General features: G+C 71.8%; 25 protein-coding genes and 4 pseudogenes. 13 read left to right on the top strand and 16 right to left on the bottom strand.

Translation table 11 applies throughout. From position 1 onward, the window contains the following. The first annotated feature begins 24 nt into the window (after window positions 1-24). Complete coding sequence (locus AQJ91_RS35090; protein ID WP_067029709.1) at window positions 25-1194, top strand: MFS transporter; 1170 nt, start codon at window positions 25-27, stop codon at window positions 1192-1194. Window positions 1195-1212: 18 nt separating this feature from the next. Here the strand turns inward: AQJ91_RS35090 and AQJ91_RS53965 are convergent, their stop codons facing one another. Further along, the gene (locus tag AQJ91_RS53965; protein WP_067029708.1) at window positions 1213-1926 is read right to left on the bottom strand and encodes a GntR family transcriptional regulator; all 714 of its coding nucleotides are present in this window, start codon (window positions 1924-1926) and stop codon (window positions 1213-1215) included. Window positions 1927-2356: 430 nt separating this feature from the next. On the opposite strand from AQJ91_RS53965, the gene AQJ91_RS35080 reads away from it, so the two are divergent. The 3 genes and pseudogenes from AQJ91_RS35080 to AQJ91_RS56360 all read left to right on the top strand — a co-directional run. Next, complete coding sequence (locus tag AQJ91_RS35080) at window positions 2357-3214, top strand: NAD(P)/FAD-dependent oxidoreductase (protein ID WP_234383223.1); 858 nt, start codon at window positions 2357-2359, stop codon at window positions 3212-3214. 46 nt (window positions 3215-3260) lie between these two features. Next, a pseudogene (locus AQJ91_RS56365) lies at window positions 3261-4190 on the top strand (dihydrodipicolinate synthase family protein); the annotation flags it as partial. 55 nt (window positions 4191-4245) lie between these two features. After that, window positions 4246-4389, top strand: a pseudogene (locus AQJ91_RS56360) (aldehyde dehydrogenase family protein); the annotation flags it as partial. Window positions 4390-4391: 2 nt separating this feature from the next. Here AQJ91_RS56360 and AQJ91_RS56355 read toward each other — a convergent pair. The 3 genes and pseudogenes from AQJ91_RS56355 to AQJ91_RS35065 form a co-directional block, all read right to left on the bottom strand. Then, a pseudogene (locus AQJ91_RS56355) lies at window positions 4392-4565 on the bottom strand (aldehyde dehydrogenase family protein); the annotation flags it as partial. Between the two features lie 46 nt (window positions 4566-4611). Continuing rightward, window positions 4612-4836, bottom strand: coding sequence for an ArsR/SmtB family transcription factor (locus AQJ91_RS52690; RefSeq protein ID WP_234383222.1), 225 nt, complete (start codon window positions 4834-4836; stop codon window positions 4612-4614). 163 nt (window positions 4837-4999) lie between these two features. Further along, window positions 5000-5563: a DM13 domain-containing protein gene (locus AQJ91_RS35065; RefSeq protein ID WP_067029707.1), complete on the bottom strand. Its 564-nt coding sequence runs from the start codon at window positions 5561-5563 to the stop codon at window positions 5000-5002. A gap of 192 nt (window positions 5564-5755) precedes the next feature. Between AQJ91_RS35065 and AQJ91_RS35060 the strand changes: the two genes are divergently transcribed. Further along, on the top strand, window positions 5756-6496 hold the full coding sequence (locus AQJ91_RS35060) for a maleylpyruvate isomerase family mycothiol-dependent enzyme (protein ID WP_067029706.1): 741 nt from the start codon (window positions 5756-5758) through the stop codon (window positions 6494-6496). A gap of 16 nt (window positions 6497-6512) precedes the next feature. On the opposite strand, the gene AQJ91_RS35055 is transcribed toward AQJ91_RS35060, so the two are convergent. Next, window positions 6513-6917 (bottom strand): MarR family winged helix-turn-helix transcriptional regulator, encoded by a 405-nt coding sequence (locus AQJ91_RS35055; RefSeq protein WP_067029877.1) that lies wholly within the window; start codon window positions 6915-6917, stop codon window positions 6513-6515. Between the two features lie 202 nt (window positions 6918-7119). On the opposite strand from AQJ91_RS35055, the pseudogene AQJ91_RS35050 reads away from it, so the two are divergent. Both AQJ91_RS35050 and AQJ91_RS35045 read left to right on the top strand, forming a co-directional pair. Continuing rightward, window positions 7120-7521, top strand: a pseudogene (locus AQJ91_RS35050) (MFS transporter); the annotation flags it as partial. A gap of 76 nt (window positions 7522-7597) precedes the next feature. Continuing rightward, window positions 7598-7882 (top strand): DUF6332 family protein, encoded by a 285-nt coding sequence (locus AQJ91_RS35045; RefSeq protein ID WP_067029702.1) that lies wholly within the window; start codon window positions 7598-7600, stop codon window positions 7880-7882. On the opposite strand, the gene AQJ91_RS35040 is transcribed toward AQJ91_RS35045, so the two are convergent. The 3 genes from AQJ91_RS35040 to AQJ91_RS35030 form a co-directional block, all read right to left on the bottom strand. Further along, window positions 7843-8508 (bottom strand): response regulator transcription factor, encoded by a 666-nt coding sequence (locus AQJ91_RS35040; RefSeq protein WP_067029699.1) that lies wholly within the window; start codon window positions 8506-8508, stop codon window positions 7843-7845. The two genes, AQJ91_RS35045 and AQJ91_RS35040, sit on opposite strands and share 40 nt — an antisense overlap. Next, window positions 8505-9734 (bottom strand): sensor histidine kinase, encoded by a 1230-nt coding sequence (locus tag AQJ91_RS35035; RefSeq protein ID WP_107122616.1) that lies wholly within the window; start codon window positions 9732-9734, stop codon window positions 8505-8507. The genes AQJ91_RS35040 and AQJ91_RS35035 overlap by 4 nt, the downstream gene beginning before the upstream one ends. A gap of 288 nt (window positions 9735-10022) precedes the next feature. Continuing rightward, window positions 10023-10715: a TetR/AcrR family transcriptional regulator gene (locus AQJ91_RS35030; protein ID WP_067029695.1), complete on the bottom strand. Its 693-nt coding sequence runs from the start codon at window positions 10713-10715 to the stop codon at window positions 10023-10025. 170 nt (window positions 10716-10885) lie between these two features. Between AQJ91_RS35030 and AQJ91_RS35025 the strand changes: the two genes are divergently transcribed. After that, window positions 10886-11335: a nitroreductase family deazaflavin-dependent oxidoreductase gene (locus AQJ91_RS35025; protein WP_067029693.1), complete on the top strand. Its 450-nt coding sequence runs from the start codon at window positions 10886-10888 to the stop codon at window positions 11333-11335. Here the strand turns inward: AQJ91_RS35025 and AQJ91_RS35020 are convergent. Then, the gene (locus AQJ91_RS35020; protein ID WP_067029691.1) at window positions 11325-12560 is read right to left on the bottom strand and encodes a geranylgeranyl reductase family protein; all 1236 of its coding nucleotides are present in this window, start codon (window positions 12558-12560) and stop codon (window positions 11325-11327) included. The genes AQJ91_RS35025 and AQJ91_RS35020 overlap by 11 nt on opposite strands. A gap of 134 nt (window positions 12561-12694) precedes the next feature. On the opposite strand from AQJ91_RS35020, the gene AQJ91_RS35015 reads away from it, so the two are divergent. Beyond that, window positions 12695-14050, top strand: a complete 1356-nt coding sequence (locus AQJ91_RS35015) for a dipeptidase (RefSeq protein WP_067029689.1) — start codon at window positions 12695-12697, stop codon at window positions 14048-14050. A gap of 105 nt (window positions 14051-14155) precedes the next feature. Beyond that, window positions 14156-15211, top strand: coding sequence for a protein kinase family protein (locus AQJ91_RS35010; protein WP_067029687.1), 1056 nt, complete (start codon window positions 14156-14158; stop codon window positions 15209-15211). 16 nt (window positions 15212-15227) lie between these two features. On the opposite strand, the gene AQJ91_RS35005 is transcribed toward AQJ91_RS35010, so the two are convergent. From AQJ91_RS35005 to AQJ91_RS34990, 4 genes are all read right to left on the bottom strand, one after another. Continuing rightward, on the bottom strand, window positions 15228-16271 hold the full coding sequence (locus tag AQJ91_RS35005) for an NUDIX hydrolase (RefSeq protein WP_067029685.1): 1044 nt from the start codon (window positions 16269-16271) through the stop codon (window positions 15228-15230). Window positions 16272-16415: 144 nt separating this feature from the next. After that, window positions 16416-16610 carry a hypothetical protein gene (locus AQJ91_RS35000; protein ID WP_067029682.1) on the bottom strand — a complete coding sequence of 65 codons (195 nt, stop codon included), beginning with the start codon at window positions 16608-16610 and terminating at the stop codon, window positions 16416-16418. 31 nt (window positions 16611-16641) lie between these two features. Beyond that, entirely contained in the window at window positions 16642-17628 is a 987-nt protein-coding gene (locus AQJ91_RS34995) for a TIGR01777 family oxidoreductase (protein WP_067029680.1), read from the bottom strand. A gap of 135 nt (window positions 17629-17763) precedes the next feature. Then, the gene (locus tag AQJ91_RS34990; RefSeq protein ID WP_067029678.1) at window positions 17764-18711 is read right to left on the bottom strand and encodes an ROK family protein; all 948 of its coding nucleotides are present in this window, start codon (window positions 18709-18711) and stop codon (window positions 17764-17766) included. Window positions 18712-18879: 168 nt separating this feature from the next. Between AQJ91_RS34990 and AQJ91_RS34985 the strand changes: the two genes are divergently transcribed. Together AQJ91_RS34985 and AQJ91_RS34980 are read left to right on the top strand one after the other, a co-directional pair. After that, window positions 18880-19962, top strand: coding sequence for a LacI family DNA-binding transcriptional regulator (locus AQJ91_RS34985; protein ID WP_199848101.1), 1083 nt, complete (start codon window positions 18880-18882; stop codon window positions 19960-19962). Between the two features lie 7 nt (window positions 19963-19969). Beyond that, a complete protein-coding gene (locus AQJ91_RS34980) occupies window positions 19970-20797 on the top strand; it encodes a hypothetical protein (protein ID WP_079085442.1) in 828 nt (275 codons plus the stop codon). Here AQJ91_RS34980 and AQJ91_RS34975 read toward each other — a convergent pair. The 3 genes from AQJ91_RS34975 to AQJ91_RS34965 all read right to left on the bottom strand — a co-directional run bounded on the left by AQJ91_RS34975 (window position 20743) and on the right by AQJ91_RS34965 (window position 23461). After that, window positions 20743-21423 (bottom strand): hypothetical protein, encoded by a 681-nt coding sequence (locus tag AQJ91_RS34975; RefSeq protein ID WP_067029676.1) that lies wholly within the window; start codon window positions 21421-21423, stop codon window positions 20743-20745. The genes AQJ91_RS34980 and AQJ91_RS34975 overlap by 55 nt on opposite strands. A gap of 386 nt (window positions 21424-21809) precedes the next feature. After that, window positions 21810-22151, bottom strand: coding sequence for a hypothetical protein (locus tag AQJ91_RS58480; protein ID WP_067029674.1), 342 nt, complete (start codon window positions 22149-22151; stop codon window positions 21810-21812). Between the two features lie 5 nt (window positions 22152-22156). Then, complete coding sequence (locus AQJ91_RS34965) at window positions 22157-23461, bottom strand: DUF6986 family protein (RefSeq protein WP_067029672.1); 1305 nt, start codon at window positions 23459-23461, stop codon at window positions 22157-22159. A 180-nt stretch (window positions 23462-23641) separates the two neighbouring features. Between AQJ91_RS34965 and AQJ91_RS34960 the strand changes: the two genes are divergently transcribed. After that, window positions 23642-24538 (top strand): endonuclease/exonuclease/phosphatase family protein, encoded by an 897-nt coding sequence (locus tag AQJ91_RS34960; RefSeq protein WP_067029670.1) that lies wholly within the window; start codon window positions 23642-23644, stop codon window positions 24536-24538. The last annotated feature ends 142 nt before the right edge of the window (window positions 24539-24680 follow it).

Here is a 24680-nt window from a genome sequence, read left to right as displayed (position 1 = left end):
AACAAAGCCCGATCACACAGCGCCGTGCCGGGCAACGGCAACGACCTCACCCGCCTCCGAATCGCCCTCACCGTCTTCTTCGCCCTCGACGGCTTCATCTTCGCCGGCTGGGTCGTCCGCATCCCGGCCATCAAGGAACAGACCGGCGCCTCCGCCAGCGCCCTCGGCCTCGCGCTCCTCGGCATCTCCGCCGGCGCCGTGATCACCATGGTCCTCACCGGCCGCCTCTGCCGCCGCTACGGCAGCCACCAGGTCACCGTCGTCTGCGCCGTCCTGCTTTCCCTCAGCGTCGCCCTGCCCCCACTCACCCACTCCCCCCTCGCCCTCGGCGCCGTCCTCCTGCTCTTCGGCGCCGCATACGGCGGGATCAACGTCGCTTTCAACAGCGCCGCGGTCGACTTGGTGAGCGCGCTGCGACGGCCCGTCATGCCCAGTTTCCACGCCGCGTTCAGCCTCGGCGGCATGATCGGTGCCGGGCTCGGCGGGCTGGTCGCCGGGGCGCTGTCCCCCGCGCGTCATCTGCTCGGCCTCACCGTGTTCGGACTGCTCGTCACCCTCCTGGCAGGCCGCACCTTGCTACGCATCCGCCCCCCGACGGCACCCGAGACCGGCTCGCCCGTGGAGTCCGCGCCGCGCCGCCTGAACACCCGCACGCGTGGTCTTGTGATCACCTTCGGTCTGATCGCCCTGTGCACGGCCTTCGGCGAGGGCGCCCTGGCCGACTGGAGTGCCCTGCACCTGGAGCTGGACCTGGACGCCACACCCGGCGTCGCGGCCGCCGGCTACTCCTGCTTCGCACTCGCCATGACCATCGGCCGCCTGACCGGCACGAAGCTCCTCGAACGCCTGGGCCAGACCCGCACGCTGGTGTACGGCGGCACGATCGCCGGAGCCGGCATGCTGCTCGGCGCCCTCGCGCCCGCCCTGTGGGCAGCGCTCCTCGGTTTCGTGGTCACCGGACTCGGACTCGCCAACCTCTTCCCCGTCGCCGTCCAACGCGCCGGCTCACTGGCCGGACCCGACGGAGTCGCCATCGCCTCCACCCTCGGCTACGGCGGCATGCTCCTGGGACCACCCACCATCGGCTTCATGGCCGACTGGCTCTCCCTCCCCACCGCCCTCACCAGCGTGGCGGCCCTCGCCGCCGCGGCCGCGGTCATCGCCTTCATGACACGGCGGGCGGCAGCGGCCTGACAGGGGCCGGCCGCCCCGTCAGGGCTTGAGGTCTTCCTCGCCGCCCTGCCGTTCGATGATCATCTCGATCAGCTCGTCGGCGCTCGCCCGGGTGTGGCGTTCCACCTCGGCCTCGATGAGACGGGGGTCGCCGTCGAGAATGGCGTCGATCAGCCGTTCGTGGACGCGCAGGGCCCGGTCGGGATCGGACCGAGTGCTCTCGTCGACCGTGATGGCGAGGTTGATCTGTGCTTCCACGGTCGGCCAGATCCGCTTCAGCATGGCGTTGTCGGAAGCGCCCCAGATGGTCCGGTGCAGAGCGACATGGGCTTGGTGGAGACGTGCGGCGTCCTGCGCGCTGTGCGCTGTGCGGTACTCCTGCCAGGCGGCCTTCAGCTTGGCCCGGCGGGTGCCGTCGGGGTCGTCGTCGGCCAGTGCCCGCGCGGCGAGCGTCTCCAGGGCGACACGGACGGCCGCGGTGTCGGCGATGAACTTCTCGTCGATCGCGGTGACGACGACACCGCGATAGGGCTGCTGTTCGAGGAGCCCTTCATGGATCAGCTGGTAGATGGCTTCGCGCAGGGTCGGGCGGCTGACGCCGAGCTGCTGAGCGATATGCACCTCGCGCAGCGGCTGGTCGGCTTTCAGCTCACCGGCCATGATCGCCCGGCGAACCTCGTCCACGACCGCGTCCCGACGCGTCTGAGTGGTGACCGGCCTCGGACCGGCGCCCTGGGCCGCGTGCTCGCTCATGAATCCTCCGCAGATTGTCAGACCGCATTCTGGGGGAGCGGCGGGGGCGGCCGGGCTGCACCACATGCGTACGGTGACCGCGACGCGATACCGGCGGCGTTGTCGCCGACGCGGTCGCTCGGCGGGGTCGGCGGGGTCGGCGGGGTCGGCGGGGTCTGTTTCGCGGACGTGGGGATGCTGGGCGCCGGCGGGCGCGCGGGCCGGCGGTCTCCGAACCACCGGGCGACAGCACAGGAGTCCAACGGTCACGACGCAACACCAGCGCCGGTGACGTCCCGCGAAGCGGTGCAGCGGCACGGAGTTCATGACTCCGCACGTCAGCACAACCGCGTGCCCGGCGCCACGCAGGATTACGGCGTAGCCGCCGGTGAGCGGCGCGGACGGCCGCGCGGAGACAGGCCGGCGCCTTCCCTCGGCACGCCGAGCGGAGATGCACAAGGCCGGTGTCCTGCTGGCCTTCGAGACCCGGGAGCGGTACGAGGAGCAGTGCGCCTCCCTCGGCGTGTTCGAGCGGTTCGGCATGGTTCCCGCGCACCTGCACGGGAACGCCGTCCAGACCCGCGAACCGGCGCTGAACAGCCGGACCTGCCACGGCCTGTACTTCCCGGACGACCGCCAGGTCGAGCCCGACTCCCTCACCCAGGGCCTGCTCAAGCGCTGTCAGGAGCTGGGCGTACAGATCCACGAGCACACCCCGGTACGCCGCTTCCTGCGCCGCGGCGACACCGTGACCGGCGTACTGACCGACAAGGGCGAGATCACCGGCGACACCCTGCTCCTGGCGGCCGGCGTGTGGACCGGCCCCATGACCCGCGAGCTGGGCGTCCCGCTGCCCATCCGCCCCGGCAAGGGCTACAGCGTCGACTACTCCCCCGCACCCCTGCAACTGCGTACCTCCCTCACCCTGGAGGACGCCCGGGTCGCTGTGACCCCGCTCAACGGCTTCCTGCGCCTGGCCGGGACGATGGAGTTCGGCGGTCTGGAGGAGAACATCAACCTCCGGCGCGTCGCCGCCATCAAGAAGGCCGCGGCCGACTCCTTCACCGACTGGGGCAACCCCCCGGGGGAGGCCAAGCCGTGGGCGGGCCTGCGGCCCATGACCCCGGACGGTCTGCTCCTCATCGGCCGGCTCCACCCGCTGCCCAATGTCTACGTCGCCTCGGGCCACGGCATGCTGGGCCTCACCCTGGCTCCCGCGACCGCCGAGATCATCACTGAGGCCATCACCCGGCAGCGCCTCCCCGCCGTCGCCGAGCCGGTCTCCCCGCTCCGCTTCACCCGCCGGTGACCGCCATCCTCCCCTCTCTTTCCCTTCTCACTTCAGGAGATCTCCCATGAGTGCCCCGCAGTTCACCGGCATCCTCGCCGCCGTCGTCACCCCGCTGACCGCGGACGGCTCGGCCGTCGACGCCGCGGGTGTCAAGCGCCAGGCCGACCACATCATCTCCGGCGGCATCCACGGCCTGGTCCCCGGCGGCAGCACCGGCGAGTTCACCACGCTGCCCCTCGACGAGCGCAAGCAGACCACCGAGCTGTACGACGCCCTCGTCGAGACGGGTGCGGTGCCGGTGACCGAGCCGGTCACCGAACTCACCGTGGACACCGCGGTCGGCCTCGTCCGGGTCCGCGCCGAGGTCGAGGGCGGCAAGGCCACCCGGGTCACCTTCGCCAACGTGCCCGCGTTCGCGGTCGCCCTCGACCATGTCCTGGAGCTGCCCGGGTACGGGCCGGTGCCGGTCGGCATCGTCTTCGGCGGGCAGTTCTACGTCCAGGCGCGCGCCGCGGACCTCGGCGTCCGTCTGGAGCCGGACGCGGCCAAGAAGCTCGCCCGGGCCGGCGCGGTGCTGCGGACCGCCGCCCAGCAGCAGTTCCCGGTCAGCCACCCGCTCAACCCGGGCATCAACCAGATCTCCCTGATGATGATCCAGGGCCCCTCTCCGACGCCGGGCGTCGCAGGCCGCAACACCGTCGTCCTGCCGAACGGCGAGGTGGACCTGGCCGACCCGGCGACCTGGACCGGCACACTGGACCGCTCGCTGTGCGGCACCGGCACCAGCGGCCGGATGGCCGCCCTGCACGCCCGCGGCGAACTCCCCCTGAACACCCCGTTCGTCCACGAGTCGATCATCGGCACCACCTTCACCGGCACCCTCCTGGCGACCACCCGGACCGGGCCGTACGAGGCCGTGCTGCCGACGATCAGCGGACGCGGCTGGATCACCGCGTTCAGCGAGTACGTCCTGGACGAGACCGACCCCTTCCCGCACGGTTACACGCTCGGCGACCTGTGGGGCGAGCAGGCCTCCCGGCCGACCGAAGGTCCTCGTCTGCCTGCCCTTCGACAGCGACGACGAGGCCATCGGCCTGGCCAACGACACCCCCTACGGGCTGGCCGCCTCGGCCTGGACGGGCAACGTGTTCCGTGCCGGGCGCGCGAGCCGCGAGATCCAGGCGGGCTGCGTGGTGAAGACCACGTCGTGCCAGGACTTGTGCGGGGCGCCGGTGATCTCCGACATGACGTGCTTGACGTTGGTGTACTCGTCGAAGGAGTACGCCGACATGTTCTTGCCGAAGCCGGACGCCTTGTAACCGCCGTGCGGCATCTCGCTGATGATCGGGATGTGGTCGTTGATCCAGACCCGCCATGCCCTCGGGATCGACGGCGTACCAGACCCAGGTGCCGCGCTACTCGCGGGTGACCAGGCCCGCCGTGGTCATGGTCTTCAGGTGGTGGCTGATGGTCGGCTGGCGCAGCCCGAGCCGCTCGGTCAGGCTGGCCACGCACGCCTCGCCGCCGAGGGCGGTCTGGATGAGATGCAGCAGTTGCAGCCGGGTGGGGTCGGCGATCGCCTTGAGGACCTGCGCGACACGTTCGGCATGGTCACGCGCCATCAGCGGTTCGCTCAGCACCGGAGCACTCGGTCCGGCACTTCCCTCACTCGGTTCCGGTTGCACCACAGAGACGACCATCTGTGCAGCATACGAAGCTCCCCCCTTCCGCCAACAGGAACGAGCGCTTCATGTGCCATGTGTTCACTCGGGGTTCACCGGTCGCGGCCCGCTCGGGCACCGTTCACGCACGGGCGAGTTCAGCGGCCCCGAAGGAGACGTCGAAGCGGTCGCACCAGATGCTGACGCTGCTGTACGCGGCGAGGTCGACGTCCTTGGGCACGGGGTAGTTCTGGCTGCCCTTGTTGCCCTTGAGCTTGCCCAGGCTGACGTACTTCCCGTCGTCGAAGACGTGCCAGCCGGCCTGCCCCTCCTTCACCGGCGCGTCGGTGAGCCACACGCGCAGGTCGGGCCCGTTGCTGGTGTCGAGGTTCTCCAGCCGGACGACATGGGAGCCGTCGGCGAGCTGGACGAGTTTCACCGTGCCGGACGTCGCGTGCTCGTGGGTGATCAGCTCACCGCCGGCCACCGTGCGCGGCCCGGGCGCCGGCGTCGAGGGCTCGGCGGTGGGAGTGGCGGCGGCCTCGGCCTCCTCGGGCGGGTCGGCCGGCTCGGACGCCTCCACGGTCTGGGGCAGAGCCTCGTCCACGGTCTCGTCCTGCCACAGCTTCCACGGCTGGAACCAGTACAGCCCGAACCCGACAGCGGCCACAGCCACGACCAGCACCCCGACGACCATCTTGCGCATACCCGTCCCGTCTCTGAGATTCACCTGCCGACACCCATTCCAACGGACCGCGAGGCCGTCCCGCACCCCAGGAGCGATGACGAAATCCTTACGTCACGCTCCGGGGCCCGGTTCCCGATGGGCTGGTCGGGGGCGGGCAGAGCAGCAGTCGGTCTTCCCTTCGACCGCACTCCATCCGGCACACTCACCTCTATGCAGACAGCCGAGTTCGTTCGAACCCTGGACCGGGAGGGCCGGTTGCTGGCCGCGGCCGCCGAGGAGGCCGGGACCGACGCCAAGGTGCCGACGTGTCCGGACTGGCAGGTGCGTGATCTGCTGCGGCACACGGGTACGGTGCACCGGTGGGCCGCGGCGTTCGTCGCCGAGGGACACACCTCACCCCGCCCCATCGGTGACGAACCCGACCTCGACGGTCCGGAGCTCCTGGCCTGGTACCGGGACAGCCATGGCCGTCTGGTCGACATCCTGTCCGACGCCTCGCCCGACCTGGAGTGCTGGACCTTCCACCCCGCACCCAACCCGTCACCGCTGGCCTTCTGGGCCCGGCGGCAGGCCCATGAGACGACCGTCCACCGCTACGACGCGGAGTCGGCGCTCGGCGGGACGCCGACCGGCATCGCCGCGGAGTTCGCCGTGGACGGCATCGACGAGTTGCTGCGCGGTTTCCATGCCCGCCCCAGGAGCAGGGTCCGCACGGAGGAGCCGCGCGTGCTGCGGGTACGGGCGTCGGCCCCGGACGCGGTGTGGACCGTACGGCTGTCGGCGGAACCGCCCGTGACGACACGGGACGACGGGTCCGGGGACGCCGACGCCGAACTGGCCGGTCCCGCCGGGCAGTTGTACTTCGCCCTGTGGAACCGCCTGCCGGTGCCGAGCGTGACGGGCGACCGCTCGCTCGCCGCGTTGTGGCGGGAGAGGTCGGCGATCGGCTGAAGCGGGCGGCGGACGGTCAGACGGCCGGGCCGCCGGCCAGCATCCGCGTCAGCACCGCACGCTGCACCGGCAGTACCTCGCCGTGCAGCGTGCGCCCCTTCCCGGTGAGCGCGACCTTGACGCCCCGCCGGTCCTCCGGGCACATGCCGCGCTCGACGAGTCCGTCCTTCTCCAGCCGGGCGATCAGCCGCGACAGCGCGCTCTGGCTCAGATGGACACGCTCGGAGATCTCCTGCACGCGGTACGAGCACGTACCGTCCGGCGCGCCGCTCTCCGCCAGCACGTCGAGGACCTCGAAGTCACTGGCGCACAGGCCGTGTTGATGCAGTGTGCGGTCGAGTTCGTTCTGGGTGCGCGCGTGCAGCGCCAGCATGTCCCGCCACTGGTCCACGAGCGCCCGCTCGGCCTTCTTCGCCGCCATGGCCGCACCGTAGCAGAGAAGCACCTTTGTTGCATCAACATTAAATGCATTTACATTCCATGTATGTGCATGTACTGCCGAGGGCATGACCTCTCCGTCCACCACCCCCGCGGCCCCGTCCTCGGCGGGTCGTTGGGCTCCCCGGTTGTGGGGCACACTGCTGGTGCTGTGCGCCGCCATGTTCCTGGACGCGCTCGACGTGCTGAGCCCGGTGTACGCGGCGGTGATCCTGCCGACCATGCTGCTGGTCGGCGCGGTGTTCGCGCTGACCTTCCCGTCGCTCAACGTCCAGGCCACGAGCGGCGTCGACGAGCACGAGCAGGGCATGCTCTCGGGTCTGCTCAACACCTCGGTCCAGGTAGGCGGGGCGCTCTTCCTGGCCGTGGTGACGGCGGTACTGACCGCGAACGCGCCCGCCGAGCCGGCCTCCCCGCAGGCCGTCCTGGACAGCCACCGGCCGGCGCTGACCGTGATCACGGGGATCGCGGTGGTGGGCCCGCTGATCGCGCTCACCGGACTGCGGACCCGCCGCAGGCAGCAGAGCGTCGTCGTCACCAAGTCCACGGTGGAAGAGGCGGAAGCGGAGCCCGTTGCGGTCCGCGACCAGGGGGACGCCTCCCGCGCGTGCGCCCGGCGGAGCCTGCTTGCTCTGCCGGGCGCACGCCTGTGACACTCGCCGTATGACGACGTACGGGGGACGACGGAATCAGGCGGAGCGGGACGCCATGACCGTCGAGATCGGGTACGCGCTGTGCAGCGCGGCGTTCGCGGCGGCCGTCGTCTTCGGTGCCGTCGCCGGTCCGGCGCTGCTCTTCGAACTGCCGGACACGCTGGAGAAGGTGCTGCTCCGGCTGGCCCTCGGGATCGTGCCCGTGTTGTTCGTGGCGCGGGTCGTCAGCGTGCTGGTCCGGTACCGGAAGTCGGCTCAGCCCAGCCAGCCCGGCCGCACCAGCCCCGACTCGTAGGCCAGCACGACGAGTTGGGCCCGGTCCCGGGCGCCCAGCTTCACCATGGTGCGGCTGACGTGGGTCTTCGCGGTGAGCGGGCTGACCACCAGGCGGCGGGCGATCTCGTCGTTGGACAGGCCGATGCCGACCAGGGCCATCACCTCCCGTTCCCGCTCGGTGAGTTCGGTGAGGGCGCCGTCGGCCGCGGGTTCCTTGGAGCGGGCGGCGAACTCGGCGATGAGGCGGCGGGTAACGCCGGGCGAGAGCAGGGCGTCACCGCCGACCACCGCCCGTACAGCGCGCAGGAGTTCCTCCGGCTCGGTGTCCTTGACCAGAAACCCGGAGGCCCCCGAGCGGATGGCTTCAAAGACGTACTCGTCGAGTTCGAAGGTGGTGAGCATGACCACCTTCACCTCGTCGAGCCGACCGTCCTCGGTGATCCGGCGGGTCGCGGCCAGCCCGTCCAGGACCGGCATGCGGATGTCCATCAGGACGACGTCGGGGCGCAGTTCGCGCACCTTGCGCAGCGCCTCCTCGCCGTCGGAGGCCTCTCCGGCCACCTCGATGTCGGGCTGGGCGTCGAGCAGTGCCCTGAAGCCGGCCCGCACCAGTGACTGGTCATCGGCGAGCAGTACGCGGATCACCGGTCCTCCTTGACCTTCAACGGCAGTACGGCCAGCACCCGGAAGCCGCCATCGTCGCGCGGGCCCGCCTCGATGGTGCCACCCAGTGCGGCGGCCCGCTCCCGCATCCCGGCCAGCCCGTTGCCGCTGCCGCCCGCGTCGGCGCCGGTCGCGGGTCCGTCGTCGTCGATACGCAGCCGTAGCGTCGTCCCGTCGCCGGGATCGAGGCGCACGCGCGCGTGCCGTGATCCCGAGTGCCGTACGACATTGGTGAGGGCTTCCTGGACGATGCGGAAGGCGGCGAGGTCGGTGCCGGGCGGGAGGTCGGGGGTCTTCCCCTCGACCTCGACGGTGAGGCCCGCGCTCGCCGCCTGTGCCACCAGCTCGGGCAGCCGGCCGAGGCCCGGCGCGGGGGTGCGGGGCGCGTCGCCGGGGGTGCGGAGGGTGTCGAGGACCTGGCGGACCTCGCCGAGCGCCTCCTTGCTCTTGGCCTTGATGGTGGTGAGCGCGGTGCGGGCCTGCTCGGGGTCGGCGTCGAGGAGGGCGAGGCCGACGCCGGCCTGCACGTTGATCACGGAGATGCTGTGCGCGAGGACGTCGTGCAGCTCGCGGGCGATCCGCAGCCGCTCCTCGTCGGCGCGCCGCCGGGCCGCCTGCGCGCGCTCGGCGCGCTCCCGGGCCCACTGCTCGCGCCGGGTCCGGGCCAGCTCCGCGACCGCCATGATCGCCACCACCCAGGCGGCGATCACGCCCTCCGCTCCCCAGGCGGCGGCCGAGCCCCCGGACGGCGGCAGCCACCGGTACAGCCAGTGGGCGACCAGGACGTGCCCGGCCCACAGCATGCCCATCGCCGCCCACGCGGCCGGGCGGTGCCCGGCGACCACGGCGTTGAAGCAGGCCACGGCGACGGCCACGAAGACCGGCCCGTACGGGTAGCCGGCGCCCAGGTAGACCATGACCGCGGCCGCCGTACCGAACGCGACGGCCACCGGACACCGCTTCCGCCACAGCAGCAGCCCCGAGGCCACGACCAGCAGCACCCGAGCGAAGGAATCCAGGGGCTCCCGCTCGCCCTCCTGCTCCTGGGCCGCGACGTGGGAGCCGGCGAACACGAAGACGGTGAGCAGCGCGGTGGACGGCCACGGCCACCGGGCGTCGCGCCCCTCGTCCTCCCCGCGGTTCCACCACGGCGGCCCGTGCCGCCACCACTGCGGCGGACCTCCCCCACGCACGTGCTGCTCGTCCATGTCCGCCACGCTAGTGCCCCAACAGGCAACGCTCGCCCCGTCGCGACGCCCGGCACGCTCCCCCACTGCCTCAAGGGCGTGGGAGGTGCCCCCACTCGCCGCACCGGCCGAAAGCCCAAGTACATCCAGTACGAGGACTTCCGGCCGGCACGCCGAGAGCACGCACCGGACGCCGCTCCTTGACGGGCAAACGCTGCCTGCCGGGGCACTAGACGCGACGGGCGCCGGGCGACGTCACCCGAACGTGGCGATCACACGTACTCCCCGCGCAATACGCCGACCGACAGTTCACGCCGCCCGGAGCCCCACTCCATGGGCAAGTCGCTCCACCGCGTGCCGGAAGAACGTCTCACGGTCCTCAACGACCCGGTTGAACTGGCCGAACAGCTCGAAGCCGACCAGGCCGTAGAGCTGGGCCCAGGACGCGACGAGCGCCGTCACCGTCTCCGGGGGGAGGTCGGGGGCGAGGTCGGCGGTCATCCGCCCGGCCTCGGGGCGCAGCTCGGCGGGCAGCGGCGGCTCGGTCAGGCCGGGGCCCCGGTGGGCGGCGCGGACGATGCCGATCAGGACCAGGCCCACACGGGAAGCGGCGGGAACCGTGGTGTCGGGCGCGGTGTAGCCGGGTACCGGCGAGCCGTAGATCAGCGCGTACTCGTGGGGATGTCCGAGCGCCCATGCGCGCACCGCCTCGCACACCGTGGTCCAGCGTGCCACGGGGCTCGCGTCGGCGGCCTTGCCGTGCGCGGCCTCCGCCCTCTCGCCGAGGGAGTCGTAGGCGTCGATGATGAGAGCGGTCAGCAGGTCGTCGCGGCTGGGGAAGTAGCGGTAGAGCGCGGACGAGACCATGCCGAGTTCGCGGGCCACGGCGCGCAGCGAGAGCTTCGCGGCGCCGTCGGCCACGAGCTGTCTGCGGGCCTCGTCCTTGATGGCCGCGGTGATCTCGGTCCTGGCCCGGGCACGGGCGCCGTGTGCGGTGCTCATGCCGGTCAGTGTCCCACGTAAGCAGATCACTGCACACAAACAAGAGCGGTGAACAAAAAAGAGAACATCTGCTCTTGCTTCGGATCACCGATCCGGTGCAGACTGAGCATCATGAACGAGAGCGTCGCTCACAGAAGAGAGCAGCGCTCTCCCGCATCCTGGGGGTTCCCATGTCCACGCACGTCCAGAAGCCCGGCTGGTTCACCGTCAACGTCTTCAACCGCGTCGTGGCCTGGATGACCCGTCGCGGCCTCAGTGTCTGGGGCTCCAGGGTCCTGGCGGTCCGCGGCCGCAAGAGCGGCGCGTGGCGGACCACCCCCGTGAACCTGCTGACGGTCGATGGCCGGCAGTACCTCGTCGCCCCGCGCGGTCACGTCCAGTGGACGCACAACATGCGCGCGGCCGGCGGCGGTGAGCTGCGCCTCGGCAAGAAGGTGGACGTGTTCACCGCGACCGAGGTCACCGACGACGAGAAGGTGCCGCTGCTGCGCGCCTACCTCAAGCGCTGGAAGGCCGAGGTCGGCGTGTTCTTCAAGGGCGTCGGCCCCGACTCCCCCGACGGCGACCTGCGCCGCATCGCCCCGGACCACCCGGTGTTCCGGGTCACGGTCAAGAGCTGACGCCGTCCCCGGTGACGGGCCGGCGGTCCAGTGCGGTCAGGGCGCGCTGGGCCATCGGGCGGTTCCGGACGATCTCCCCCAGGGACGACGACCCCTGGGTGATGTCCTTGAACGCGTTCCACGCCGGCCGGAAGCCGGTCAGCGCCGCGTGGAACAGCCCGGGACGGCGCTCGAACACCGTCAGCAGCCGCCTGCCGATGCTCATCTCGACGCCGAGCCCGGCCTTGATCGCGAACGCGTAGTTCAGGGCCTGCCGGCGTGCGTCCACCGCGTCGTGCGCCTCCGCGATCCGTACCGCCCACTCCCCTGCGAGCCGCCCCGACCGCAGCGCGAACGAGATGCCCTCGCGCGTCCACGGCTCCAGCAGCCCGGCCGCGTCCCCGCACACCAGCACCCGCCCGCGCGACAGCGGCGAGTCGTCGGCCCGGCAGCGGGTCAGATGCCCGGAGGAGATGCTCGGCTCGAACCCGGCGAGCCCGAGCCGCCCGATGAACTCCTCCAAGTACCGCTTGGTCGCCGCCCCTTCACCGCGCGCCGAGATCACCCCGACCGTGAGGGTGTCGCCCTTCGGGAACACCCAGCCGTAACTGCCGGGAATCGGCCCCCAGTCGAGGAGCACCCGCCCCTGCCAGTCCTCGGCGACGGTCTCCGGCACCGGGATCTCCGCCTCCAGGCCGAGATCGACCTGGTCGAGCTTCACCCCGACATGTGCTCCTATCCGGCTGGCGCTGCCGTCCGCGCCGACCACGGCCCGGGCGAGGAGGGTCTCGCCGCCCTGCAGGACCACGGCGACCGTGCGCCGGTCCGGCACCGCCGAGCCGTGCTGCTCGACCCGCTGGACGGTGACGCCCGTGCGCAGCTCGGCGCCCGCCTTCTGCGCGTGCTCGACCAGCTGGTGGTCGAACTCGGGCCGGTTGATCAGCCCGAACAGCATCTGCCTGGATCGGCGGGTGCGGGTGAAGCGGCCGTTGTTCGAGAACGTCACCGCGTGCACCCGGTCCCGCAGGGGCAGTTCGAAACCTGGTGGCAGGGAGTCGCGCGACGGGCCGATGATGCCGCCGCCGCACGTCTTGTAGCGGGGCAGCTCCGCCTTCTCCAGCAACAGCACGCGCCGCCCCGCGACCGCCGCCGCATAGGCGGCCGAAGCACCTGCCGGCCCCGCGCCCACCACGACGACGTCCCACACCTGCCGCACGTCGTCCGCCGAAGAGTTCTCGCTGCTCACGATGGTCTACTGCTCCCGATCAAGCCGCTTGCCGCACCTGTCTCCCGCATCCTACGGCGGGCATCGGCGCAGGCCACTGTGGGAGGATCATCGGTACCCACTCGTACAACGTCGCACCCACAAGGAGCGTGCCCATGTCGTCGAATCCGGTCGCCGAGACCGTCGCCTCGCTGATGCCGAGGGCGAAGCGGGAGCTCACCGAACTGGTGGCCTTCCCATCGGTGGCGGACTTCGACCAGTTCCCTCGCAGCGCGAGCGAGGGCGCCGCGAACTGGGTCGCCGACGCGCTGCGTGCCGAGGGCTTCCAGGACGTGGCCCCGCTCGACACCCCCGACGGCACCCAGTCGGTGTACGGCTACCTGCCCGGGCCCGAGGGCGCGAAGACGGTCCTCCTCTACGCCCACTACGACGTGCAGCCGCCGCTGGACGAGGTCGCCTGGACGACCCCGCCCTTCGAGCTGACCGAGCGGAACGGCCGCTGGTACGGGCGCGGCGCCGCCGACTGCAAGGGCGGCGTGATCATGCACCTGCTCGCGCTGCGCGCCCTGAAGGCGAACGGCGGCGTGCCCGTGCACGTCAAGGTGATCGTCGAGGGCTCCGAGGAGATGGGAACGGGCGGTCTGGAGCGGTACGCCGAGCAGCACCCGGAGCTCCTCGATGCCGACACCGTCGTCATCGGCGACGCGGGCAACTTCCGGGTCGGCCTGCCCACGGTCACCTCGACGCTCCGCGGGATGACGCTGGTCCGCGTGCAGATGGACACGCTCGAAGGCAACCTGCACTCCGGCCAGTTCGGCGGTGCGGCGCCGGACGCGCTGGCCGCGCTGATCCGCGTACTGGACTCGCTGCGCTCTGAGGACGGTTCGACGACGGTCGAGGGGCTTGCGCCGGAGACCCGGTGGGACGGCCTGCAGTACGACGAGGCGCAGTTCCGCCAGGACGCCAGGGTTCTCGACGGCGTGGGGCTGATCGGCTCCGGCACGGTCGCCGACCGCATCTGGGCGCGCCCGGCCGTCACGGTCCTCGGCATCGACTGCCCGCCGGTCGTCGGCGCCACACCGTCCGTGCAGGCGAGCGCCCGTGCGCTGGTCAGCCTGCGGGTGCCACCGGGCGTGGACGCCGCCGAGGCGAGCAAGCTGCTCCAGGCCCACCTCGAGGCGCACACGCCGTGGGGTGCCCGGGTGCGCACCGAACAGGTCGGCCAGGGCCAGGGGTTCAGCGCGGACACGACCAGCCCGGCGTACGCGGCGATGGCCGAGGCGATGGCGGTGGCGTACCCGGGCCAGGAGATGCAGTACGCCGGCCAGGGCGGCTCCATCCCCCTGTGCAACACGCTCGCGAGCCTCTATCCGCGGGCGGAGATCCTCCTCATCGGCCTGAGCGAGCCGGAGGCCCAGATCCACGCCGTGAACGAGAGCGTGTCCCCGCAGGAACTGGAGCGCCTGTCGGTGACGGAGGCGCTGTTCCTGCGCAACTACGCGGTGAGCTGAGCGGACCCGCTCCGCTGCGCTTCCCGGTCGGCCGGGCGTATCGCCACCGGTGTTCGAGGACTGGGAGCGCCCCCTCCACGGGGCCGAGCACCGAGGATGGGGGGCATGTCCCGTACCGCGCGTCTCACCGCCCACACCGACATCGCCACCTCGCTCGCTCTCCTCGGCGACCGTGACCTCGCCGAACTGCTGGCGTCGGGTGCGCCGCTCGGCACCGGGATCGGCGGTCGGTCGACGCTGGTGGAGGTGGACGGCAGACGGGTGTTCGTGAAACGGGTGCCGCTCACCGACGCCGAGCGGCACCCGGACCACGTACGGTCCACGGCCAACGTCTTCGGCATGCCGACCTTCTGCCACTACGGCATCGGCCGCATCGCCAGCCCGGGCTTCGGTGCCTGGCGGGAGCTCGCCGTGCACACGATGACCACGAACTGGGTGCTGGGCGGCCGGTTCCCGGGGTTCCCGCTGATGCATCACTGGCGGGTCCTGCCCGATGGCCCGCACCCCCTGCCCGACGAACTGGCGGACGTGGAGCGGGCGGTCTCGTACTGGGGCGGCGGCCCGGGCGTGCGCGAGCACATCGAGGGGCTGCGGACGGCCTCCGCGAGCGTGGCGCTGTTCCTGGAGTACGTGCCGTACACCCTCCACGACTGGCTCGACGACCGGCTGCGCACGGACGACGCGGACGCCGCGTGCACCCTGGTGGAAGAGGGCCTGAAGGCCGTCACCGACTTCCTCCACGAGCACCGACTCCTGCATTTCGACGCGCACTTCCGGAACATCCTCACCGACGGCCGGCAGCTCTACCTCGCCGACTACGGTCTCGCCCTCTCCGCCCGCTTCCAACTCACCGCACAGGAACGCGACTTCTTCGAGGCACACCGGCACTACGACCGCGCCTACACCACCACCTACCTGGTGAACTGGCTCGCCCATGCCCTGCACGGCTACAGCCCGGAGGGCCGCGCGGCCTTCATCGCCGCGTGCGCCGACGGCATGCGCCCCGAGGGGATCCCGGCGGCCGCCGCCGGCATCCTCGTCCGGCACGCGCCGCTCGCCACCATGCTGGGCGGCTTCAGCCGGCGACTGACGGACGAGAGCAGACTGACCCCGTTCCCGGCCGAGGAACTCCGGCTCGCCTACAGCAGTGCGACCCGCTGAGAGCTGAACCGCGCGGTCACGGCGTGGGAATCCCGGCCTCCAGATAGAGCGCCGCCCCGCGTTCCCGGGCCCGCAGCGCCCAGCGCAGCCGCTCGTACCGGACGGGCGGCAGCAGGTCGGCGGCCTCCTCCTCGGTGGCGAAGCACCAGTCGCGCAGCTCGGGCCCCGGCAGCAGCAGCCGCCCGGCCTCCGCGGAGTCGAGGCGGCCGCCGTCGAAGAGAAGGCGCAGTCCGCCGAATCCGGGCGGTGCGGGCCGCTCCCAGTCGATGACGAGGAGGCGGGGTACGTCGTCCAGCCGTATGCCGGTCTCCTCGGCGACCTCCCGTATCCCGGCCCGCGCGGGCGCCTCGCCGGGTTCGACGACGCCGCCGGGGAACTCCCAGCCGGCCTTGTAGGTGGGGTCGACGAGCAGCACCCGGTCCTGCTCGTCGAAGAGGAGGACACCAGCGGCGAGGGTCTCGGCGGTGGGCTCGGGGGTCTGCACGATGTCGCAGACGGGCACCTCACCGCTGCTGACGGCCTCCGCGATGCGGACTGCGGTCTCGTACGGGGTGAGGGCGCCGGTGTCGATCGGATGGGCGTCCGCGGTGAGCCAGGAGGCCAGGGCGGCGCGGTACGGCTCTATGTGGTCGTACGACCACTGCCGTATCCGCAAGTCCCCGTCCGGGAGGTCGGCGGGGACCTCCCGGTTGGCTATTCGCTCCCGCAGGATCGTTTCCGCCGGGGCGAGGAGGACATGCCGGACCGCGATCCGGCGTGCGGCCAGACCGCCGAAGATCTCGTCGCGGTACTCCTGGCGCAGCAGGGTCATCGGGACCACCAGCGTCCCGCCGAGCTCGGCCAGCATCGCGGCCGCGGTGTCGATCACGAGACGTCGCCAGATCGGCAGGTCCTGGAAGTCGCCGACCTCGGCGAGGTGTTTGGCCGGGAGCAGGTGTGTCAGCGCTCCGCCGATGACCTCGGGGTCGAAGAACGTGCTGTTCGGGATCAGGTCGATCAGTTCCCGTGCGGTAGTGGTCTTCCCCGCACCGAACGCGCCGTTGATCCAAACAACGGTCACGGTTCCCCCTCTTCTGTTGGCCCCCTGTGGCTTGCCCGCTCCACCCTGCCACGGAAACCAGCCCCAGTTGAGAGCGCACAAAGGGGCGGCGCCGGCGCCCCCGCGTCAGGGGCACCGGCGCCGCGCGCCGTCTGGTCGTTCTCATCAGGGGTTCTGTCCCAGGGCGTTCTGGTCCACAGCCATGCTGTCGCTGGTGGCGGTGTTCTCGAGGGTGCTGAGGGTCCTGTCGACATTGAGGTCGGGGAGCTGCTCCTCGCCGAGGGCGTGGGACGGAGTGACCGCGGCGACGACGAAGCCGGTGGCGAGGGAGGCGATGGCGAGCATGCTGCGCTTCTTCATGGCCGGTTCAACTGCGAAACGACGCGGGGGGTCACGCCCCGCTCGCGAGTGATCGGGACACCGGCCGCGCGCCTCCTGGGCCGAGCCGCCTCCGCCGCACGAGATCACCGGCCGCCTCCGGCCACCCGGCGTACTCGAAGTCGAACCCCGCCGCCGACAGCCGGCCGGGGACGACACGGCGGCTCTTGAGCAGGAGCTCGGTGTCCGAGCGCAGGGCGAACGCACCGAGCTCGGCCATCCAGTTCGTCGCGGGCAGCCCCACCGGAACGCCCCACGCGGAGCGCAGCGCACGCATGAACGCGCGCTGCGGCAGCGGTCCGGGAGCGGCGAGGTTCACCGGCCCGGTGAGATCGTCCCGGTCGACCAGGAACTCGACCGCGCGGACGAAGTCGCGGTCGTGGATCCAGGACACGTACTGCCTGCCGCCCGCGACGGGTCCGCCGAGGCCCAGCCGCGCCAGCCGCAGCAGCACGTCGAAGACGCCGCCGCGATCGGGGCTCATCACCATGGCGGAGCGCAGGGCGACCTTCCGGGTGTGCGGGGTGTCGGCCTGCTCCTGCGCCCGCTCCCAGTTCCGGGCGATCTCGACGCTGTAGGCCCAGTAGCCGGGCACGTCCGGTTCGGTGCCGCCGATGACGCCGGTCGTCTCGTCGTTGGGTGCGTCGAAGCGGTGGGCGTAGACGGTGGCGGTGCTCATCTGCAGCCAGACCCGCGGTGGCCGGACGGCGGCCGCGATCGCCTCGCCCACCACCTGGGTGGAGCGCACCCTCGAGTCCATCATGGCCCGCAGATTGGCCTCGGTGTAGCGGCAGCTGACGCTGCGCCCGGCCAGGTTGATCACGACGTCGCTGCCGTCGATCACCTCGGTCCAGGGGCCCGGCATCTCGCCGTCCCAGCCGACCTCCCGCTCCCGCGTCGGCCGTCTGGTCAGGACGACCACGTCGTGCCCCGCGGCGGTCAGCGCGCGGTCCAGGATGGCGCCGACCTGCCCGGTTCCCCCGGGGATCACTATCTTCATCGGGCTCCCCTTTTCGTATGGGAGTACCCTAGCGCAGAAAGTTGAACACGTTCAAAAGAGGGGCGCGACTGTACTGCCGAGCCCCACCGGGCCCGGCACCCATCAGGGTCGCGGGAACGTTCCTGCTGACGCGCCTCAGACCGTCGCCGCGTCCGTCCGCCGGGCCAGCGCCGCCGCGGCCGCCCCCACCAGCCCGGCGTCCGTGCCCATCTGCGCCGGCGCGATCGTCAGACGCTGCACGAAGGAGAGGGTCGCGTAGTCGCTCAGCGCCTTCCGCAGCGGTGTGAACAGCACGTCACCCGCCTTGCCCACACCTCCGCCGATCACGGCGATGTCGATCTCGACGAGGGTCGCGGTGGCCGCGATCCCGGCGGCCAGGGCCTGTGCGGCGCGCGCGAAGGAGGCCATGGCGATCGGATCACCGGCCCGCGCGGCGGCGGCGACGGCAGCGGCGGACATGTCGCCGTCCGGGCCGGGCCGCCAGCCGTTCCCGACGGCCCGCCGGGCGATGTTGGGGCCGCTCGCGATGCGCTCCACACACCCGCGCGAGCCGCACGGGCACGGATCGCCGTCGAGCTCGACGCAGATGTGGCCGATGTGGCCCGCGTTGCCGGTGGGGCCGGGATGCAGCCGGCCGTTCAGCACCAGGCCGCCACCGACGCCCGTCGACACCACCATGCACAGCGCGTTGTCGTGCCCGCGCGCGGCGCCCTGCCAGTGCTCGGCCGCCGTGATCGCGACGCCGTCGCCGATCAGCTCGACCGGCAGCCCACCGGCCGCGTCCCGGACCCGACGCACCAGCGGAAAGTCGCGCCAGCCGGGGACGTTCACCGGGCTCACCGTGCCCGCGGAGGCGTCCACCGGGCCCGCACTGCCGATGCCGAGGGTCGTGGCGCGTCCCCACAGGGGCGATGCGGCGAGCTCGGCGAGCACCTCCTCGGCGGCCCGCATCACGGTTTCGCCGTCCTCCCGAGCCGGCGTCGCGCGCTGCGCTCGGACCGCGATCTTGCCGTGACCGTCCACCAGCGCTCCGGCGATCTTGGTGCCGCCGATGTCGAGCGCGGCCACGAGGTCGGTGTGCATCAGTGTCAGTTCTCCCCGTCAGTCATGCGGATCTCCCCGTCAGCCACGGGAAATGGGCAGGCCGGTCTCGCGGTGGGTGCGCAGGCCGGAGATTGCGGTGGACAGTCTCTCTCGCATCTGACAACGTTGTCCAGGCTCTATGCTCGACGCCACATCCTCATACACCTCATGGACCGCCGCATCCCCGTGGACGACAGGACAGGACACCGCATCGTGCCCGAGACCATCCGACGATCCGAGAGCCGCTACGGCAACCGTCCGACGATGAAGGACGTAGCAGCGCGTGCCGGGGTCGGGCTGAAGACCGTCTCGCGGGTCGTCAACGGTGAGCCCGGGGTCACACCGGAGACGGAGCGCCGGGTCCAGGAGGCCATCGAGGCGCTGGGCTTCCGCCGCAACGACAGCGCGCGGGTGCTGCGCAAGGGCCGTACGGCGAGTATCGGCCTGGTCCTGGAGGATCTCGCGGACCCTTTCTACGGCCCCCTGAGCCGCGCCGTGGAAGAGGTGGCCCGCGCGCACGGTGCCCTGCTGATCAACGGTTCCAGCGCCGAGGACCCGGACCGCGAGCAGGAGCTGGCGCTGGCGCTGTGCGCGCGGCGGGTGGACGGTCTGGTGGTGATTCCGGCCGGTGACGACCACCGTTATCTGGAACCCGAGATCAAGGCGGGCGTCGCCACGGTGTTCGTGGACCGGCCGGCCGGAAAGATCGACGCCGACGTCGTCCTGTCCGACAACTTCGGCGGTGCCCGCGACGGCGTCGCCCACCTCATCGCCCACGGACACCGCCGGATCGGCTTCATCGGCGACATGCCCCGTATCCACACGGCCGCCGAGCGGCTGCGCGGTTACCGGGCCGCCATGGAGGACGCGGACATACCCGTGCGGGACTCCTGGACGTCCCTGGGCGTCACCGACCCGGCGCGGGTGCGCCCGGCGGCCGAGGCCATGCTCTCCGGCCCCGAGCCGGTCACCGCGATCTTCGCGGGCAACAACCGGGTGACGGTCACCGTGATCCGCGTGCTCGCCGAACAGAACCGCCGCGTCGCCTTCGTCGGCTTCGACGACCTCGAACTCGCCGACCTGCTGCAGCCGGGCGTCACCGTGGTCGCCCAGGACGCGGCGGCCATCGGCCGCACCGCCGCCGAACGCCTGTTCGGCCAGCTGGACGGCAACCTGGTCACCCCGGAGCGCATCGAACTGCCGACCCGTCTGATCACCCGCGGCTCGGGCGAACTGCCGCCGGCGGACTGAGCGGCCCGTGGAGGACCTCACCGACGAGCCGGAGCCTGCCTCCGGCGACCGCACGCTGGAGGCACTGGGTCTGGCCGCGGCACCGCGCGAGAATCCGCTGCTCTACCCTGGCGCGTGGCCCGCGGACTCCGGACTCCTCGACGGCGACCGGCTGCTCCCCCTCGACCGCCTGGTCCACGAGGACCGCACCCCCGTCCTCGCGGTCGGCTCCAACGCCTGCCCGGGCCAACTGCGCCACAAGATGGCCGAGTTCGGGATCACGACCCCCGTCCCGATGGTGAAGACACGGGTGACGGGCATCGAGGTCGGCGTCTCCGCCCATGTGAGCCGCATGGGTTACGTCTCCGCGTCGCCGTTCAACGCCCCGGCCGCCGTGCGGGAGTTATTCGTCACCTGGCTCGACGCCGAGCAGCTCGCGGTGGTCGACGCGAGCGAGGGCGTTCCGCTGCCGGAAGGCAACTACGCCCGCGCCTGGCTGCCGGCGCCCGAAGTGCGGATCGAGCTGACGGACGGCACGGCTCTCCCCGGCGTCTTCGCCTACGTCAACCGCCACGGCGTCCTCCACAACGGCGCCGCCGCGCCCCGCACCCACCCCGGCCAGCGGGCCCTGCTGACCGAACTCCTCCTGGGCTCGGCCCGGTTGAGGGAGCTGTTCGGTGTCACGCCCGAGGAGTTCAGCGCGCGGGCGCGGGCCGACGGGCGGCTGTGCGCGCGGGGCACGCAAGTGTTCGCGGAGGAGAAGCTGGTGACGGTCTCCGGGCTGGAGCAGTACGTGCGGGTTCAGCAGACGGGGAGTCCGGGGACCGGCTCGTCGTTGTTCCCGCCCTTGAGGTAGACGTCGCTGACGAAGACGTTCGTATTGCCGCTGCCGCTGTCGCCGTCCGTCTTGGCCCACCAGACGTTGGTCCACTCGCCGTATGTCTCGCGGCGGCCCAGGTTCTGCTGGCAGTAGAAGTAGTTGGTGCCCGCGTTGAGGACGCCGACCTCGGTGCCGGAGGCGGTGTAGGACGTGGCGGTCTTCCAGACCTCGCAGTTGTACTTGCCGCCGCCGATGCCGAAGCAGGACGGGGCCCGGGTGGTTGGGCCACCGCCCCCACCCGTCGTACCGCCGCCCGTGGTACCGCCGTTGGTGCCGCCGCCCGAGGTCTTGGTCGGGGCGGCCGTGGTGGCCAGGCCGGTGGGCCTGCTCTCACTCGTGCGACTGGGTGCGCTGCTCGCGGCCGGGGTCTTCTCGCCCTTCTTCGTGGGCTCGGCGTCGTCCGAGCGGTCGGCGTCGGGGCTGCCGGTCGCCGGGGCGGCCGCACCGAAGGCGTGCGGGGGCGAACCGGCCTGACTGGAGGCGCCGGGCTGCCGACCTGGCCGGTCGGCCCGGCCCGGGAGCGCCGAAACGCTGTGGCTTCGGTACGCCGTGTCCCGAAGTACCGAAGCCGTGGGCCGCCGGTCCGTCGTGGCCCGGCGCACCGCCCTGTGCCGTCGGCGTGCCCTGGCCAGCAGTCCCGTACCCCTGAGCGGCGGACGCGCCCTGCCCCGGAGTAACCAACCGTTCCTTTGGACTGAGCCTGTTGTTCAGCCGCACGCCCCGAACGGTCTTGGGCGCACTGGTCCCCAGCGTACTCAGCCCCGAGGCGGCGACACGGATCCTGTCCGTGGTCCGGGCCCGGGAGGCCGGTTCCCTGTGCGACCTGGCCATGTAGGTACGGCCAGAGGCGACGGAGAGGCCCCGAACCATCACTCCGGTGGAGCGGGGGCCCCGCACGCTGGCGCCGTACCCGGCGTCCCAGATCGCGCGACCACCGTAGCCCGAACGGCCCAGAGCACCGCAAGCCCGGAAGCCCGGAAGCCAACCATCACACGATCGAGCTAATACGACCTTGTTCGCGCTCCTCAACGAGCAGTTGCAACCCCTCAGCGCCCGGCATCCCCGGCCCCATCGGCCCCACCGCCTGCGGCGGACCGAACCCCGGTGGCATCGATGGCATGCTCCGCTCGGTCTCCGCGCGCGTCGGCGAGGTCGGTCCTCGCAGGCCCGAGGTCGGTGTGTCCGTGCCGTATGCCACCGCCTCCAGCAGCTCGCGTGCCTCGTCCGCCTCCGGGCGGCCCTCGGCGCGCTTGTCCAGCAGGCGCTGGAGGACGGGGCCGAGCCCGTCGGCGGGGGTGACGACGCCGGCCGGTGGTGGCCGCTGTGACATGGCCGCTACTTCCCGGAGATCGTCAGGTCACCGCGCCGCGGCGCCGCGAAGCCCTCCAGGTCGGTGCGGGTCAGGCCGGTCAGGCGGGCGACCTCGGCGATGTCGAGGGCGCCGCAGTCCAGGCCGCGCAGGAGGTAGCCGCTGAGGGCCTTGGCGGTGGCGGGCTCGTCCATGACGTCGCCGCCGGTGCGGCTGGCGTAGCGGGCGAGGCGGGCGGCGGCCTGTTCGAAGCCCTCGCGGTAGAAGGCGAAGACGGCGGCGTAGCGGGTGGGGATGTGGCCGGGGTGCATGTCCCAGCCCTGGTAGTAGGCGCGGGCCAGGGCGCGGCGGGTGAGGCCGTAGTGGAGGCGCCAGGCGTCGTGGACCTTCGCTGTCGGGCCGACGGGGAGAACGTTGGTGGAGCCGTCCGAGACGCGTACGCCGGTGCCCGCGGCCGCGACCTGCATGATCGCCTTGGCGTGGTCGGCTGCCGGGTGGTCGCCGGCCTGGTGGGCGGCGGAGACGCCGAGGCAGGCGCTGTAGTCGAAGGTGCCGTAGTGGAGGCCCGTGGCACGGCCCTCGGCGGCCTGGATCATGCGGGCCACCGTCGCGGTGCCGTCCGTCGCCAGGATGGACTGGCTGGTCTCGATCTGGATCTCGAAGCCGATCCGGCCGGGCTCGAGCCCACGCGCCTTCTCGAAGGCCTCCAGTAGCCGCACCATGGCGGTGACCTGCTCGGCGTACGTCACCTTGGGCAGCGTGAGGACGAGCCCGTCGGGCAGGCCGCCCGCCTCCATCAGACCGGTGAGGAAGATGTCGAGGGTACGGATGCCCCGGTCCCGTACCGGCGCCTCCATGCACTTCATGCGGATGCCCATGTACGGGGCCGCCGTGCCGTTCCGGTACGCCTCCGCGATCAGCCGGGCGGCGCGGGCCGCCGTCTCGTCCTCCTCGGCGTCCGGGCGGGGGCCGTAGCCGTCCTCGAAGTCGACGCGCAGGTCCTCGACGGGCTCGCGCTCCAGCTTGGCGCGGACCCGGGAGTAGACCGGCTCGGCGAGTTCGTCACTCAGGCCGAGCACGGCCGCGAAGGAGGCCGCGTCCGGGGCGTGTTCGTCCAGGGTGGCCAGTGCCTGGTCGCCCCAGGAGCGGAGGGTGTCGGCGGCGAAGGCGTCGCCGGGGACGTAGACGGTGTGGACGGGCTGGCGAGTGCCGGGGTCTCCTGGATAGCGGCTCTCCAGTTCGGCGTCGACCGGCGCGAGGGAGGCGCTGATCTCCTCGCTGACGGCGCCCGCGAGGCTCGTCGCCACCTTGTCCTGCTGGCCCTGACCCATCCCACACCCTCCCGTTTTCCGCTCTTCGGAATCAACAATCCGTAGAATGAAGTTATCTGTGGACCTTCCCGCAGGTCAACACCCTGTCCACGGCGTGGTCCGCCCGGCCACTCCCGCCCCGACGCCCCCTTCCGCACAGCGGTTCGCACCCTTCATCCTGACCCTCGAGGGGAGGGGCACATGTCGAACACCAGGAGAGTGACGCGACGCATGGGCTTGCGGACAATGGTGGCCGCCGCTGTCATCGTGCCCCTGATCGGCTCGATCGGTGCGTCGGCGGCCCGGCCGAGGGCCCGCCGTCTGGACGTCATGACCTTCAACCTCCGGTTCGCGAGCACCGACGAACCCAACAGCTGGGCGGCCCGCCGCCCGGTGATGCGCGAGCTGCTGCGCCGGACGTCACCCGCCGTGGTGGGCACGCAGGAGGGCCTCTACCAGCAGTTGCGCGACATCCACGCCGACCTCGATCCGCTGCACTACGAGTGGGTCGGCACCGGCCGCGAGGGTGGCAGCCGCGACGAGTCGATGGCCGTCTTCTACGACACCCGCCGACTGACCCCGGTCGAGTACGACCACTTCTGGCTCTCCGACACCCCCGAGGTCATCGCGTCGAACACCTGGGGCGCCCGCTTCAGCCGCATGGTCACCTGGGTCCGGTTCCGCGATCTGCGCGACGGCGGGCGGGAGTTCTACGTCCTCAACACGCACTTCGACCATGCCAGCCAGTACGCGCGCGTGCGGTCCGCGGACCTCGTCGCGCGGCGGATCGCCGGTCTCGACCGTTCCCTGCCGGTGCTGCTGACCGGCGACTTCAACGTCCCTGCGCACCAGAACCCGGTCTACGACCAGTTGCTGTCGACGGGACTCGTCGACACCTGGGACGCGGCCGCCGAACGCGGTCCCCTGTATGCGACCTTTCACGGCTTCAAACCGCCGGCGCGCGGCGGCGACCGCATCGACTGGATCCTGTCCACACCGGGGGTCATGGTGCACAGGGCGTGGGTCGAGACCTTCGCCGCGGGTGGCCAGTTCCCGAGCGACCATCTGCCGGTACTGGCGTCCGTGAGCCTGGGATGAGGCGAGGCCCCCGCGACCGCCTGGACGGTCACGAGGGCCTCGTAGCGCCTGGGTGCGATCAGCCCTTGCGGGTCTTGATCTCCTCGGTCAGCTGGGGGACGACGTCGAAGAGGTCGCCGACGACGCCGTAGTCGACGAGGTC

The sequence above is a fragment of the Streptomyces dysideae genome, assembly GCF_001514305.1.
Lineage (GTDB): Bacteria > Actinomycetota > Actinomycetes > Streptomycetales > Streptomycetaceae > Streptomyces > Streptomyces dysideae.
This window is presented reverse-complemented; position numbering and strand designations above follow the sequence as displayed.